14 protein-coding genes are annotated in these 16,029 nt (G+C 34.9%); 12 read left to right on the top strand and 2 right to left on the bottom strand.

What is annotated here, in order from left to right; all coding sequences use genetic code 11:
• Window positions 1–458 precede the first annotated feature (458 nt).
• Together ACZDYH_RS27330 and ACZDYH_RS27325 are read left to right on the top strand one after the other, a co-directional pair.
• Window positions 459–1,025, top strand: a complete 567-nt coding sequence (locus ACZDYH_RS27330) for a TetR/AcrR family transcriptional regulator (protein WP_001072312.1) — start codon at window positions 459–461, stop codon at window positions 1,023–1,025.
• Window positions 1,026–1,083: 58 nt separating this feature from the next.
• Window positions 1,084–2,940, top strand: coding sequence for an alpha/beta fold hydrolase (locus ACZDYH_RS27325; RefSeq protein WP_434712335.1), 1,857 nt, complete (start codon window positions 1,084–1,086; stop codon window positions 2,938–2,940).
• Window positions 2,941–3,163: 223 nt separating this feature from the next.
• Here the strand turns inward: ACZDYH_RS27325 and ACZDYH_RS27320 are convergent, their stop codons facing one another.
• Window positions 3,164–3,709: a dihydrofolate reductase family protein gene (locus ACZDYH_RS27320; RefSeq protein WP_434712334.1), complete on the bottom strand. Its 546-nt coding sequence runs from the start codon at window positions 3,707–3,709 to the stop codon at window positions 3,164–3,166.
• A gap of 348 nt (window positions 3,710–4,057) precedes the next feature.
• On the opposite strand from ACZDYH_RS27320, the gene ACZDYH_RS27315 reads away from it, so the two are divergent.
• From ACZDYH_RS27315 to menA, 6 genes are all read left to right on the top strand, one after another.
• Window positions 4,058–4,567, top strand: coding sequence for a DinB family protein (locus tag ACZDYH_RS27315; RefSeq protein ID WP_001076324.1), 510 nt, complete (start codon window positions 4,058–4,060; stop codon window positions 4,565–4,567).
• 503 nt (window positions 4,568–5,070) lie between these two features.
• Complete coding sequence (gene arsR / locus ACZDYH_RS27310) at window positions 5,071–5,376, top strand: arsenical resistance operon transcriptional regulator ArsR (RefSeq protein WP_002026021.1); 306 nt, start codon at window positions 5,071–5,073, stop codon at window positions 5,374–5,376.
• 60 nt (window positions 5,377–5,436) lie between these two features.
• Window positions 5,437–5,874 (top strand): ArsI/CadI family heavy metal resistance metalloenzyme, encoded by a 438-nt coding sequence (locus ACZDYH_RS27305; RefSeq protein WP_001271013.1) that lies wholly within the window; start codon window positions 5,437–5,439, stop codon window positions 5,872–5,874.
• Window positions 5,875–5,892: 18 nt separating this feature from the next.
• Entirely contained in the window at window positions 5,893–6,933 is a 1,041-nt protein-coding gene (gene arsB / locus ACZDYH_RS27300) for an ACR3 family arsenite efflux transporter (RefSeq protein ID WP_061457430.1), read from the top strand.
• 39 nt (window positions 6,934–6,972) lie between these two features.
• The gene (gene arsC / locus ACZDYH_RS27295; protein ID WP_459070471.1) at window positions 6,973–7,359 is read left to right on the top strand and encodes an arsenate reductase (thioredoxin); all 387 of its coding nucleotides are present in this window, start codon (window positions 6,973–6,975) and stop codon (window positions 7,357–7,359) included.
• Between the two features lie 279 nt (window positions 7,360–7,638).
• The gene (gene menA / locus ACZDYH_RS27290; RefSeq protein WP_144560851.1) at window positions 7,639–8,550 is read left to right on the top strand and encodes a 1,4-dihydroxy-2-naphthoate polyprenyltransferase; all 912 of its coding nucleotides are present in this window, start codon (window positions 7,639–7,641) and stop codon (window positions 8,548–8,550) included.
• A 98-nt stretch (window positions 8,551–8,648) separates the two neighbouring features.
• Here menA and satA read toward each other — a convergent pair whose 3' ends face one another.
• Entirely contained in the window at window positions 8,649–9,206 is a 558-nt protein-coding gene (gene satA, locus ACZDYH_RS27285; RefSeq protein WP_088363642.1) for a streptothricin N-acetyltransferase SatA, read from the bottom strand.
• Window positions 9,207–9,601: 395 nt separating this feature from the next.
• On the opposite strand from satA, the gene ACZDYH_RS27280 reads away from it, so the two are divergent.
• From ACZDYH_RS27280 to ACZDYH_RS27265, 4 genes are all read left to right on the top strand, one after another.
• A complete protein-coding gene (locus ACZDYH_RS27280; protein WP_006918160.1) occupies window positions 9,602–10,444 on the top strand; it encodes a polysaccharide deacetylase family protein in 843 nt (280 codons plus the stop codon).
• A 369-nt stretch (window positions 10,445–10,813) separates the two neighbouring features.
• Window positions 10,814–11,176, top strand: a complete 363-nt coding sequence (locus tag ACZDYH_RS27275; RefSeq protein ID WP_088363644.1) for a Na-translocating system protein MpsC family protein — start codon at window positions 10,814–10,816, stop codon at window positions 11,174–11,176.
• Window positions 11,177–11,815: 639 nt separating this feature from the next.
• Window positions 11,816–13,348 carry an NADH dehydrogenase subunit 5 gene (locus ACZDYH_RS27270; protein WP_474887587.1) on the top strand — a complete coding sequence of 511 codons (1,533 nt, stop codon included), beginning with the start codon at window positions 11,816–11,818 and terminating at the stop codon, window positions 13,346–13,348.
• Window positions 13,348–15,954 carry a DUF2309 domain-containing protein gene (locus ACZDYH_RS27265; protein ID WP_088363647.1) on the top strand — a complete coding sequence of 869 codons (2,607 nt, stop codon included), beginning with the start codon at window positions 13,348–13,350 and terminating at the stop codon, window positions 15,952–15,954. The genes ACZDYH_RS27270 and ACZDYH_RS27265 overlap by 1 nt, the downstream gene beginning before the upstream one ends.
• Window positions 15,955–16,029: the final 75 nt, after the last annotated feature.

Here is a 16,029-nt window from a genome sequence, read left to right as displayed (position 1 = left end):
ATTGGGATCAGTAAAGGATATGGTTTTGTATCTCCGCTATGGATTGGAGCTTGTTTAGCTATCCTTGGGGTAATTTCGTTATTCCCATATTTACATAAAAGCAAGGCAGATTAAGATGTTTAAAATTTCTTTATATGGGGTACCGCCGCATCACCATCAAGCTAATACTTCCATATCCCCCTAAATTAAAATTTTCTTTCTCTACAGATAGCTATTCTGAGAAGCCGCTCATTTTTTCGTTTTGGGGGCATTTCTTTTTCTTAAGTTGATGGGCATGTATGGTGACCTCTATTAGACGATAGTAAATTAACAATTTCGGGGTTCAGTTCAACTTTATTCAAAATAAGATTTTTTTGCAGTAAAATCAATGTTAGTGGAACTTTTTTAAAAATTAACATAAATACTTGCAATATTTAAATTAGTACTATATAGTTCTAGTTATGACAAAGATAAAATTAATGAATCAAAAACGTGTGATTGAAGTAGCTGCAACATTATTTTTAGAAAAAGGGTTTGCTTATACAAGTATGGATGAATTAGTACGTGTAAGCAAAGTTTCAAAGTCTAATGTGTATTATCACTTTTCTAATAAGGAAGTATTATTAGAAGGGGTCGTTGATTATTGGATTGAAATGTATCAATCTGCAATTGATGACATACTTTCTCAGAACCAATTTTTAGTTGAAGATCGTATCCAACTGTTTTTAAAGCAATTATCACAAGGAGTTCAGTCGAGGGAGTATAAGGGGAGCTGTCCATTTATTACTCTTTATATTCAAAGTCCTAAACAGGCCACGCAAATAAAAGAAAAAATAGGTCTTTTTTTTACAGGATTACAAAAGAAAGTTTCTCTATTACTTAAACAAGGGGTAGAGAATGGAGAATTCAGAAATACGATTAATATTGATGAGGTTGCATCACTTTTTATTACAAATCTTGAAGGAGCGTTATTTATTTCAGAAACATTGAAGGATGCAACTGTAATCACGAAAACAGCAGATCATTTTTTAAAATTGCTTCGATAAAAGAAGCATTTTTTTTACATCAAATTAGTACTAAGTAGTACTAAAAGGGGGATTTTATATGAGAACAGTATTTTTAACTGGTGGAACAGGCTTTATTGGAAAACAATTAGTAAAAGAATTAGCCAAAGAGGATGTTAAAATTCTTCTTTTAGTGAGGTCGAAAAATAAAGCAACACGCCTTTTTCAAGAAAGAGGCATCTTAAAAAAGGAAGTTATGCACTTTATTGAAGGTGATTTGACGAAAATAGATTTAGGTCTAAGTGCTGAAGATAAGGAGAGGGTATTGAAAACGGATGTGATTATTCACGCAGGAGGCCCCATGGATATTCAAGCGACAAGTAAAGAGGCAGCTTCCGTATTTTTAAATGGCGCCAAACATATTAGTGAATTAGCTAAAAGTATTCATCAATTGAAGGGTTTGCAACAATTTATTCATGTTGTAGGTTATATGAGTCCCTTTGATGATAAAAATAGCAAGATTGCAATTGATGTGTTTAAAGAAGGAAACAATTATTTGAAAATAAAAAATCCATATGAGAGAACAAAATTTTTAGCAGATCTTTATATCCGTCAGCAGGCATCAGCAGTAGGTTATCCGCTTTCTGTAATTAATCCGCCAACTGTAGTCGGTAGTAGTAAAACAGGGAGTACAGAGCAGATAGCAGGATTAGGTTTGCTTGTGATGAGTATGCGAAGAGGGCTCATGCCAGTGATTCCTGGAGGTAAGGGATATAGGTTACCACTTATTTCAAACGATGAGCTTGCGAAGTTTATTGTGCAGGTTTTCAGATTGGAGCAACCGACTATTCAAACATATACACTTGTTGAAGACAAACAGCACGATCAAAACATTGCTGAATTATTAAGTATTATGTCGGAAAGTATGAATATGAGGGCACCAAAAATCTCTGTTCCAATGCCATTTATGAAAGCAATTATGAATAGTGGAGGAAGTAAAATAACAAAAATTCCTTCTGATGGACTGAATTTTATTACAAAACAAAAATTTTCAAATGTTTCAGCGAAAAAAATTATGGGAGGAGATTGGTTTAAGAAGACGAGTGTAATGAAATTTTTCCCTGCCGTAGTAGCTGATCTGGATTATCGAATGATGTATCAAAATGGCCGGCATAATCATTTATTTAAACGAACATTATGCGATAACACTACCCTTTACCAATTACAAGGAAAGGGTAAACCGTTTATATTATTACATGGTTTATTGAGTGATGGAGAGGATTTATTTCCTTTAGCACAAGAGCTTCATGAAAAAACTGGTCAACCTGTATGGATTTTGGATCTTCCAGGTTTGGGACGTTCTCCTTTTAAACGAGAGAAAAATCTTCTAGATATCTATTTGAATGTAGTGAAAAAGTTATTGGAGAAAGCTACGAATGGTGCACATCTAATTGGCCATTCATTCGGTGCGTTTATTCTTCTGGAAGCGTTGGTACAAGAGTACATAGATAAGAAGTATTCAATCACTTTACTTCAGCCACCTGTTGCTAAAAAAAATGCTAAATCGCTAAATGTTCCTCAATTTATGAACAAATGGACATTAAAATTGGCAACTACTAATTTGATAGAGCGTTATTTATTAAGTAATGGTTTGTTTGAAAGTATGGAGAGCATCCCTGAACATTATATTGAAAAAATAAGAAATAGTTTTACCTCTCCCAGAATTTTAAATACTACGGTCCAGCTTAACAGTTTACTACTGAAAAACGATCAAGGTGATTTCAATGAAGTAACAAAGTATAACCTTCACATTATTTGGGGGGATTATGACAGAGGCTATTCTGCTCCATCGCATCTTGGTAAGGTTGATTTTGTTCCATATGGCCATCATTTTCCTCTTAGCCATCCGAGTGAAACGGCAACATTAGTAATAAAAAATAGTAATATTAGCAGATGAGAGTGTGGGATAAATAAAAAGTGTGTAGTAAGATCGTTGTGTCTTTGAAATAAAATCGTACTGTTTGGAGTCCCGCGAACAAGACGCGAATTTTGCACGCTAAGCAAAAAAACAATAAGCTGTCCACATGGACAGCTTATTTACATTATTCTCGTTATTGGAAGTTATTTTTAACTTTTCCTGATCTGAAAGAGTCAATCTTTTTTTTATAATTTATCAATAATTATTCTTTTTTCTCCGGCTGATAGGAAAGAATAACGACACCTGAACTGGTCGTTCTTGTTTCTATAAGTTTTAATGCTTTTGTATTGCTCTGGTCTTTAAAGAGACGCTTTCCGCTTCCTACGATAACGGGATTGACTATAAAGTGATATTCATCAATGAGGTCATGTTGCATCAATGTCTGTATAAGCTCACCACTACCATAAATTAAAAGGTTCTGACCGGGCTGTTCCTTCAGTTTCGATATTTCTTCTACAATATTACCCTTGATAAGATTTGCATTCCATTCGGTTTTTTCCAAAGTTGTTGAAGCAACAAATTTAGGTATGCTGTTCATTTTATCAGCAAAACCCTCTTCATCAGTCATAGGAGGCCAGGCAGCTGCAAAACCTTGATAGGTTACTCGCCCTAGTAGAAGCGCTTCACTTTCAAACAGTAAATCGGATTGAAACTTTGCTACTTCTTCATTGAAGTATGGAGCAGTCCAAGCTGGTTCCTCCATGACACCATCTAGTGAGAGGTACATCGATACAATTATTTGTCCCATTTTATTCTCCTTTAATTTTAAATTGAGATTTTTACATATTGGTAACACAATTATTAATTCTCCAGCTAGAGAAATTCTCCCTTTTTAATAGTTTCGACAAAATGTATTAATATATGTTTCGGAATAACTCAATATATATTAATAACTTTGAAATATTGTATAACTTCTAATTTTTATGCATCATTGATTAGCATTGCTTATTGTGCTAATGAATCAGGATAGTGTGGCGACCGACTAAATAGTTGCTTATCCTCATTTATTTAGAAGGGAAGTTCTATCATTTCGCGAATTAATTAGACATAGACGAGTGCTATAATTTTCTATATCTACATAAAGAGGTGACTACGCATGAATCAAAGACCGTCAGAAGTAGAATATGCCGGGAGCTCCGGCGAATATATCCGTTTGGTGCCGGACGGTAACATCATCGACATTTTGCTCGCCCAGGAAAAGCAAATGACCGAGCTCCTGGCATCGTTGACCGAAAGCCAGGCCGCATATCGGTATGCGGAAGGAAAATGGACACTGAAAGAAGTTGTGGGCCACATTACAGACGCGGAACGCGTCATGACCTACCGCCTGCTCCGGTTCGCAAGAGGGGACCAGACGCCTCTGACTGGTTTCGATCAGGAATTATTTATACCTCCTTTCGGAAGCTGGACAACCGCGCAATTGGCCGAAGACTACCGGGCCGTACGGCAATCAACGATTACATTGCTGCGCGGGCTACCGGCTGAGGCGTGGACCCGCAAGGGCACAGCAAACAACCTAAGCATTACGGCGCGCGCCCTCGCGTACGGCGTCGCAGGACACGAACTTCATCACATGGCGGTCATCCGAAATCGGTATTTGAGTTAATCGCCGGCTGAGGCCATTGGAATGGAACTAACACCTATCATACAATCTTTTAGATACCGTTCTTATGGGGGGCCCGCCCCACAACCATCTTAGACAATTTTTGAAATTAAAAGCACGTTACTATTCTCTTATGTTAATGAGAATAGTAACGTGCTTTTTATGAATATGCACCAAAAACAAGAGCATATCGATTTTTCTCATTTTGGGGTATTTGTTTTTCTTAGATTGAGGGTGATGGGGCACTACTCTATAATGATCAAATTAAAATTTAAAATAGTTATAGAGACTCCATTTCTCGGAAATATTGTAACTATTAAGTTGTAAAAAGAACCATAGTTTTTCATTTTTGAAAAGGTTATGGTCTTTTTTAATTGTAACAAAGATATGATGCGAGGAAGTTTTTTAGATAAATCAAAAAAACTTGATTAATAAGTTGCATATAGAACTCATCTACGTATATACTATAAACATCAAAAAAAGTTGATGAAGGGAAGTGAACTACAGTGGCACAAAATTTTCAGCTCTATGAGAAAAAGTTTAAAGCGTTGGCGGATCAGAAACGTTTAGAAATCATGTATGAACTTTGCCAGCGAGGACAGACGTGTGTATGTGATTTAACAGAAGTTTTTGAAATGACGCAATCTAAATTATCATATCATTTAAAAATTTTATTAGATGCAGGTTTGATTGTAAAAGAAACAAAAGGTACGTGGAGTTATTATGATTTAAATGATGCGGAAGTGAATAATTTATTATCAGAAGAATTGTGCTGTATCTTTAGAAAAACAGGGAAAGGTAGTTGCTGTTAAAATTTTGAGTTATTAATCAAAAAAAATTGATTAATGATATATAAAAAGGAGGAATAAGGTATGAGATATGTTCACGTCGGTATAAACGTTACGAATTTAGAGAAGTCTATTGAATTTTATGAAAAGGTATTTGGTGTTTCACCAGTTAAAGTGAAAACAGATTATGCAAAATTTTTATTAGAGACGCCAGGACTTAATTTTACGCTGAACGTGCGAGATGAAGTGAAGGGAAATCAGGTAAATCATTTTGGTTTCCAAGTGGATACAGCTGAAGAAATTACATTGCATAAAGAACGATTAGAAAAAGAAGGTTTCTTCGCGCGTGATGAGATGGATACGACTTGTTGCTATGCAGTGCAAGATAAGTTTTGGGTAACAGATCCAGATGGGAATGAGTGGGAATTCTTTTATACGAAAGCAGATAGTAATGTTCACAAAATTGAAGAGTCATCTTGTTGCGCGACTTCAAATGAGGTAGCTAAAAATTCTTGTTGTTAATAGGAGATGGAAAATAAAATGAAACGTTTATCTTTTCTAGACCGATATTTAACACTATGGATTTTTCTAGCGATGGCTGTTGGGATTGGTCTAGGGTTTGTGTTCCCTAGTGTAGTAGACGGACTGAATACATTACAGGTTGGAACGACGTCTATTCCGCTTGCTGTTGGTTTAATTGTAATGATGTATCCACCGTTAGCGAAAGTTCGCTATGAGGAAATGGGCCGAGTATTTAAAGATGTAAAAGTGTTAGTGCTATCTTTAGTACAAAATTGGATTATTGGTCCGGTACTTATGTTTGTGTTAGCAATTATTTTTCTTCCTGATAAACCAGAATACATGGTTGGTCTCATTATGATTGGGTTAGCACGTTGTATTGCAATGGTAATTGTTTGGAACGATCTTGCTGATGGGGATAAAGAGTATGCGGCAGGTTTAGTTGCTTTTAATTCGGTATTCCAAATGCTCTTTTTCTCAGTTTATGCATACGTATTTGTAACTGTAATTCCAGAATGGTTAGGGATTGAAGGTGCTATTGTCGATATTACAATGATAGAAGTAGCAAAATCAGTATGTATCTATTTAGGAATTCCTTTTATAGCAGGTATGTTGACACGCTTTGTACTAGTTAAGTTAAAAGGAAGACAGTGGTATGAAAAAGTGTTTATACCTAAAATTAGTCCACTTACATTACTTGCATTGCTATTTACAATCATCGTTATGTTCTCTTTAAAAGGAGAGATGATTGTTAGCGTGCCACTAGATGTGGTAAGAATAGCGATTCCGTTATTAATCTATTTTATTGTAATGTTTTTTGTTTCTTTCTTTATGGGAAGAAAAATTGGTGCAAACTATCCGGTGACGACAACGTTAGCATTTACAGCAGGTAGTAATAACTTTGAGTTAGCAATTGCTGTAGCAGTTGGTGTGTTTGGTATTCATTCGGGCGCAGCATTCGCAGCTGTCATTGGACCGTTAGTCGAAGTACCTGTCATGATTGCACTTGTAAATGTCGCTTTTTGGTTTAAACGTAAATATTTTAATGATCAATCAACTTAAAAACAAAGGTGGAAAACAACATGGAAAACAAAAAAAACAATCTATTTCTTATGTACAGGAAATTCATGCCGAAGCCAAATGGCAGAAGCGTGGGGTAAACAATATTTAGGAGGTAAGTGGAATGTATATTCTGCAGGAATCGAAGCACATGGAGTGAATCCCAATGCGATTAAAGCAATGAATGAAGTGAATATCGATATAACAAATCAAACATCAGATATGATTGATACAAACATTTTAAATAATGCTGATTTAGTCGTTACACTTTGTAGTCATGCGGATTCTGTTTGTCCTTCGACACCTTCGCACGTAAATCGTGTTCACTGGGGATTTGATGACCCGGCAGGAAAAGAATGGTCTGAATTTCAACGTGTTCGCGATGAAATTGGTGAACGTATAAAGCGATTTTCTGAAATTGGGGAATAAATAAAGGAAAGAGCCAATCTTCTATTGTGTTGGAGATTGGCTCTTTTTTATTATGTATTTCATTTACTTATCGCATCGCTTTAAAACCACTCTTAGGAGTAATACAGAATATTATGTGAAGATGGTAAAGTTTCATTTTATAAATTTTACTTTATTAAAAGTTGATTTGTTAGAAAGGATAATCATTTATTGCTATAATGAATGGATGCGTGGCAGGAAATAGATAGAAAGATACTGCTAGTAATTTATACTTAAAATGTAGGGAGATTGAACAGAGTTATGGGGAATGAAAAGGAAATTAGTTCCGCTAAATTAATATGGAAGATGACGCGCCCGCATACATTAACGGCGACGTTTTCTCCTGTAATTTTAGGGACAGTGGCATCACTTTATGTTGCCAAAATTGATTGGCTTTTATTTATTGCGATGATGCTTGCATGTTTAGCGCTGCAAATAGCAACGAACTTATTTAATGAGTACTATGATTTCAAACGCGGATTAGATACCGCTGAATCCGTTGGCATCGGTGGCGGAATTGTCCGTCATGGATTGAAGCCAAAAAATGTGTTAACAGTTGCGCTTTTATTATATGTCGTAGCAGCTTTTATTGGCATTTATATTTGTATGAATAGCAGCTGGTGGTTAGTCGTCATCGGTTTAATTGGAATGGCGGTTGGCTATTTATATACAGGCGGTCCATTACCAATTGCGTACACCCCGTTTGGAGAATTAGTTTCTGGATTGTTAATGGGAACATGTTTTGTACTCATTGCTTTCTTTATTCAAACGAATACTGTAACGATTGAAAGTGTATTAATTTCCATTCCAATTGGAATTTTAGTAGGTGCAATCAATATGTCGAATAACATCCGAGATATCGAAGAAGATATTAAAGGTGGAAGAAAGACATTAGTAATCCTCCTTGGGAGAGAAAAAGCTGTGGTAACACTAGCGATAGCCTTTTTCATTGCGTATTTATGGATTGCCGTAATTGTATTAATGGGTTATATAAGCCCTTGGGCATTAGTTATGTTCCTAGGTTTGAGAAAGCCAATTTCTGCGATTCAAAGTTTCCAAAAAGGGGCAAAGGATCCTGGATATATGCGCATCGCAATGAAATCAACAGCGATGACAAATACGATTTTCGGCTTCTTGTTGTCAGCAGGATTATTAATTAGTTACTTGTTTTAAATGAAAAATATTGTTAAGTAACTTAACCCCAGTTTCTCAATTTTATTATAGAGAGATTGGGGTTTTTATTTTGACGTTGTTTCATGTTAAAAACAGTTTCATTTGAAATGCAAATACCAATAAATTGCAACTTCATCATTTTCAATATCCAAACCTTTATAAACAAGAAAATCAAACCCACCAATTACAAATCCGCATTTTTCATAGAACTTACATGCTGCGACATTATTATTTTGCGTTTCAAGCATGATACCTGGCATATTGCCTTTTTTTGCCCACTGCTTTGCTTGATGAACTAATCTTTTACCAACTCCGAGTGTACGATATTTTTTATCTACCGTTATATCTTCTATGTAAGCATAGCGGTTCCAATTCTTTTTTAATACCATTAATCCAATGATTTGGTTATGTAACAGAGCTATGTAAATGACTTGATTAGGTTTATTTATATATTCATTGTAAGCCAGTTCTTCATTATCATCTTGATTTTGTAAATAACTTTTTTCATAACTCGGAACGTCTTCTACTGTATATTTTATACGTCTATTTCCTTTGGAAAGAGAAAGAATTAACCGAGCATTCACTATAAAACTGTCATCAATCTCCGGGAGATTATCTAAATCATTTGTTTCTAACTCTCTAATTACAAGGTTCATCGGGGCACCTCCACATAATAATATTTCTTCTAGTTCTTCATTTGGTTCAAATAAATTCCAATTACAAAATTATAATAGAATTTCAATAGTACGGCTATCTTTGTATTTTATCTTTATATCAGTATGCTGTTATCTTGATATGAAAATATTGTTTAGAAAGAGTAGTATTTTTTATTTTGGATGTATATCCAGTTTTCAAATTTAACTATGTTAGAAAAATAAATATTCTTCTAAAGAGTAGATGCAATACGCTATTCTTTAACTAATTTCGACATTATCTGCATTTTATCTTCACCTTCCTCTATTAATCTATTTATTGTAAATATCAACTGAAGTTAATGTTTAGCTGCATAAATAATGAAGATGAAAATGAGTAGGGAAAGGATCGAAACATAATGAAAGAATCACAAAATAAGAAAAAAACAAGTGTAGTAACGAAGGCAATACTATCTCTAGGAGTTGTTTTAGCAACGACCTTATTCACGTTCTTTTTAATAGGAAAATGGAACGCTATCCCAGCGAAAGGGGTAGCGAATGAAAGTAGTAACCCAGTTAATACACAACAACAAGAAAAGAAAAAAGAAACACCACCGGCAAAACAGAAAAAACCTGATGGAAAACCAGTAGGAAAGGTTGTTTATTTAACATTTGATGACGGCCCTAGCGAATTAACTGGAAAATTTTTAGATGTACTAAAAGAGCAACATGTTTCTTCGACATTTTTTATGCAAGGTAGCAATTTACAGAATACTGGTTTTCAGGAAAATGTAAAACGAGCAGTAAAAGAAGGTCATTATATTGGTGCACATAGTATGACACATAATAGTGATAAGCTATACAAAAAAGGACAATTTGTAACGGAGATGAAAGAAACGTTAGCTCTTATTCATAATATTACAGGTACAACTCCTAAACTAGTCCGTCCCCCATATGGATCTGCACCAGGATTAAGGGGGCAGGACATTCGTAACAAAATTGTAGAAGCAGGAATAAAAGTTTGGGATTGGACGATAGATTCAAATGATTGGAAATTAAAAGGTAACCCACAGCAAATTATAGAAAATGTAAAGCGTACAACAACAGAAGATGTGGAAGTAGTTCTAATGCATGAAAAACTACAGACATTACAAGCGCTTCCGGAAATTATTAAATTTTATAAGGAAAAAGGATATGAATTCGGGGTATACAATGAAGCGGATCATTTTCAACTAAACTTCCAGAAAGATCAACGTCTATAGTATAAACATAATTATTTTAAAAAGGTGTTTTCCATTACTAAATCAATAACTAAGCCAAAAGTCGATTTCTTATTTTATAAAGAAATCGGCTCTTTCGTTTATGTATTACGTTACAAGAGTTTTCTTATTTTCTCCGGAATGTCCTTTTTTGAAATCTATGCAACAGAGTCTTTATAGTAAGAGTATTTTGCCGGGGAATAATCAAAAAAACGTATATTACAATATGAAAAATTCATCTTAATACTAAAGGATACATGACAACGATTCCTATAAATTCTTCTCAATAATTGAAAATAAAATCAATCCAGATTATTATATTGTTATTGTAATTATAAATGTAATTACATTTTATTGAAGGAGGATACAAAGATGAGAAACTCAAAAGGCTCTATTGAATCAGAGATAAGCAAAGCAATTACTCACTGGGAAAAGGACTACCTAGGACGCGGGTCTATATCCGTTAAGACAGATATATTACGGGATATGATTATCGTAAATTTACAAGGTATTTTAACGCCAGCTGAATATACGGTTTGCGAAACAAAAGACGGTATGCTAACGATAAAGAAAAATCGTTCGGAGCTAGTTGAATCTGGAATTGAAGATTTGAAAGAGATTATACTAGAATTAACTGGAGAAAAAGTGAAAAGTTTTCATACGGATATAAGCTCCCGTACTGGTGAACGAGTAATGATTTTTAAATTGTTTCATAATCTTGAGGGAAAATTTTAAAAATTAAAACCATCGTAGGGTTAGTGGGAGATAATTAAGAAACCTAAAAGTTTTGCGCTTTATTTAAATTTATTAACATGATAATAATTAATAACTTGAAATTATTTACGTATACTGAATTTTAATTGGAATAACGCTCAAAAAAACTGATAAATAAATTGACAAACTGCTTAATATAGTTTATCTTATAGTTTATCTTATAATTGTTTTAAAAAATTAATAGATGCTTATTTTAACTGTTTGCTATAATTAAGGCTTTAGCATTTTTTTAATATGTAATATTGACTAAATGAAAAAGTTTCTTAATTGAAAGATAGCGCATAACATAAATTGATATATTGATTGCATAATCTAGGAGATCAGAGATATACTGTTATTTTTAATAGGAGTAATACATACATTACTATCCTCTATAAAATGGGAGCTCTTCAAAAAACTTTATTGAAGTTAGTTGAAGTGAAACCGACAATCTCCATAATTCAATGATGATATAAAATCATTGAATTATGGAAGTTGTCGGTTTTTTTTATGGGAAAAAACGATGTACTAAAAAGAGTGAATGAAAATTGAAATTAAAAAAACTATCGTAATGAAAAGGAATTTTTATAGGCTATTTTCGCTTAGAAGGGAGTATTTAACATGTTAATTTCGCTGAGTTCATCAACACTGTTAACTTTATTTTTTATGGCGCTTAGTGCTTCTTGGCTAAGTGGATTATTGTTTTTAAATGCAAGGATACCTTTACGTTTTGTTCATATCCATATTGGTATTGCTGCTTTACCTTCATTGGTTTCTTTACTCGCACTTGTTAATAACAATGGAGATAGAGTTGTGGGGCCTTGGCATCTAGATACTTTAGCTTGGTTAATGGCTTTCTTTGTTCTTACAATTGGTTTAATCATTCAGCGTTTCTCTGTACGTTATTTAATGGGGGATCACTCATATCGAAAATACTTTGCACTTTTTACATGTACTACAGGTGTATCTTCGGTTGCATGGTTAAGTGATGATCTTCGCTTAATGCTCATTTGTTGGGGAGCAACGCTTATAGGATTGGTTCTACTTATAGGGCTAAATAAAGGGTGGAAAGTAGTTAGTGAAGCAACTAAAATCTCTGGCTACCTATTTACAATAAGTTGGATTGCCTTACTATCAGCTATCATTTGGCTTTTTCAAGTAACAGGACAGTGGCAGTTAACATCAGTTTTAACGAATGAAAATGTAGCTCAATTTGGAACATTAGAGAAAACAGGAATTAACTTATTGATTATAGTAGCTGTGATGATTCCAGCAGCACAATGGCCTTTTCACAGATGGTTAATTGAATCAGCTGTTGCTCCAACTCCTGTTTCTGCTATTATGCATGCGGGTTTAGTAAATGCTGGAGGTATCATATTAACTAGATTTTCGCCACTTTTTCATGATGATATTGCACAAATCATTTTACTAATTTTCTCTAGTATTTCTGTCTTAATCGGAACAGGAATTAGTTTAGTTCAAGTTGATTATAAACGTCAGCTAGTAGGTTCAACTATTGCACAAATGGGATTTATGCTTATTCAATGTGCATTAGGCGCCTATTTAGCAGCTATTATTCATTTAATTTTACATGGTTTGTTTAAAGCTACACTATTTTTACAAGCTGGTTCTTCCGTGCAACGTTTTGGGGTAGTGAATCAGTCTAATGAAAAGATGTCCAATTTATGGATGATAGTTGGGCGTGTTTTAGGATTATTAATAGCAATTACTTTCTGGTTTATGACTTCTGGAGAGGGGTATCAACTAGTTAGTGCGTTAATCTTAGGCTGGTCACTATACTTTTCATGGAAACAGCTTGTTGTTTTTGGAGAGGGAAGAATGGGACGAATTGCTGGCGTAATTGTTTTGATTGGATTTTCTCTCATTTACTTTACCGTTCATAATTCTCTTTATAAATGGTTGCATACTGATATTTATCAAAGTGTTCAACCTTCAGCTCCAGCCGTTATCTTTGTTATATGTATTTTACTATTTAGTAGTGTTATTAGTACTTTCGTTACTCGTCATCAATCTTCTACTTTATTCGCTGTACCTTATCTTTGGTTAGTTCGAGTAGGTGAGGCGAGACGAAAGTCAGTAGAAAGTCACCCAAGCTATCTGAAACATTATGTATCAAAGGGAGGTAATTCGTGATGAGCATACCGTCAATATTAAAGAAAGATACAAACATTGATATGCAAGAAAATAATATAAATGATTTAGTTGCATCTGCTAGCCGAGTTATTGCGCCACTTTGGCCTATCTCTACGTTTGCAGCTCACCACCCTTGGATGGGACTTGAAAAGCAATCATTTGAACAAGTCGCAAATTGGTTAAAAGAAGCTCGTAATGTGGATATTTATCCTAGTGCCTCCATGATTCATTCGGCAAAAGCGAAAGGTGAGATTGAGGAATCATTTTTACAAATGAGTTTGTCTCGTTGGATGGATTCACAATCTTTTCATATTCCGCGAGAGAAAGCAGAGCGATTTTGCCAAGCAGCTTTAAAGTTAGAAAAATTACCTTCTAGTCTATTATCATCGCCAGAAGTAAATAAATTGGCAGAAGAAATGAATTATATAAATACAGCAAGTATGCAAGCCTCTGTTATGCAGCCAATAAGTTCGCTTATAGAGAGTCAAAATAGTGAAAACCTATCTGATGTTCTTAATTATCATATCATTAAATGGTGTAAATTATATCTTGATGAATCCGGATCAAATTGGACGATGCCAAATCGAGAGAAAGGTTTTTATCGTGCATGGCAACACCTTATTAAATTTGATCCAGCGTTCAGTAAAAATGAGCGTAAAGTTTTAAAAGATTGGCCACAAGATGCCGAAGTAGCTTTAGCGAGAGCATTATCTGAACTAGGAATTTCTAAATCTAACATACAATCTTACCTTGAAGGGCACTTACTTTCTTTGCCTGGGTGGGCAGGAATGATACGATGGCGCTCACAACAAGCAATTCAGGAACAGGAACTTCTCATAGAATATTTAGCAGTTCGAATTTCTATGGAGCTGGCTATTGTAAAACCTTATTTACCTTTAAAAAATCAAAAGGTTGAGAAAAAAGTTTCGATCGTCTCACTTATAGCTTCTTGGATTTATTGGGGGAATATTTCAACACGGGAATGGTTACAAATGCCTGCTACTGAACAAAGTGAGTTATTAGTATTCGCTTATCGTTTTGATGAAAATATTCGCAAGAAACTTTGGCTGGAAGCTTGGGAACAAACGCATGCAGAGCAATTAAGAGAGAAGATTGCTTCTACACAACGTGCAACCGATGATAAAAAGCGTGTATTAGCTCAATTAGCATTCTGTATTGATGTACGTTCAGAACCGTTTCGTCGCCACCTTGAAAAATTAGGTCCGTTTGAAACATTTGGAATAGCTGGTTTCTTTGGGTTACCAATTGCAACTAGTGAACTAGGTAGTAATAACAACCATCCTTCTTTGCCAGTTATACTCAAACCGAAACATCAAATAAAAGAGCTCACAAATGAAAATGAACTTAAATCTTATGAGCAGCGTAAGAGGGTAGGCAGTTCGGTACGTTATACTTTTAAAACGATGAAACAGAACGTAATGACAAGTATGGCGCTACCTGAGTTAAGTGGTCCTTTACTTGGTCTACAGATGGTGACAAGAAGCTTTGTCCCAAGAGGAGTTGGTAGTTTCATTCGTAACCTTCGTAAAACTATGTTACAAAAACCTGATACAACATTCTCGCTTAATCATGTTCATGACACAAAGGGTGAGATACCTATCGGTTTTACGAAAGAAGAAAAAGTGAACTATGTGCGTCAAGCTTTAAAAATGGTGGGACTGACAGAAAAATTTGCTCCTTTAGTTGTAATGTGCGGACATAGTAGTCAAAGTACGAACAATCCTTATGCTGCAGCACTTGAGTGTGGTGCTTGTGGCGGAGCAGCAGGGGGATTCAATGCAAGAGTTTTTGCTACTTTATGTAATCTTCCAGAAGTGAGAGAAGTGTTGTTTGCTGAAGGTATTAAAATTCCTGAGGATACCATTTTTGCAGCAGCTGAACATAAAACAACAGTGGATGAATTGGAATGGATTTACGTCCCAGAACTTTCGGAAACTGCGCAAGAAGCATTTGATTGTATCGAGTCGATTATGCCAAATGTGAGTCAACATGCAAATAGAGAGCGTTTAACGCAATTACCAAATTTTAAAACGAAAATAAAAAATGCGAGTAAAGAGGCACATCGATTTGCAGAAGATTGGAGTGAAATACGTCCAGAATGGGGATTAGCTCGTAATGCATCTTTTATTATCGGGCAACGAGAATTAACTCAGAATTGTGACTTAGAAGGTAGGGCTTTCCTCCATAATTATGATTGGAAACAGGATGAAAGTGGCGATATATTAGCTAACATTATTGCAGGACCAGGAACAGTAGCTCAGTGGATAAATCTACAATATTACGCTTCAACTGTAGCTCCTCATTATTATGGTAGTGGAAACAAAACAACCCAAACCGTAACGGCGGGTCTAGGTGTTATGCAGGGAAATGCAAGTGATTTGTTGCCAGGCTTACCTTGGCAATCCGTTATGCAGTCAGATAGTGAGACGTATCATTCACCACTTCGTTTACTAATTGTAATTCAAGCGCCTATTCAATATATAGAACGTTTGCTAAATAATGATTTCACATTTCGAGAAAAAGTTCAAAATGGATGGGTTAGACTTGCAAGTGTTGATCCAGAGGGACGCTGGAAAAACTGGTAACAATCATGTAATGAATTATCAACTAATGTTACTAGCTTAAAAGTTTCATAAATACAATAATGAAGAAGGAGTGCT

The sequence above is a fragment of the Bacillus sp. EB V-12 genome, from assembly GCF_056158125.1.
This window is presented reverse-complemented; position numbering and strand designations above follow the sequence as displayed.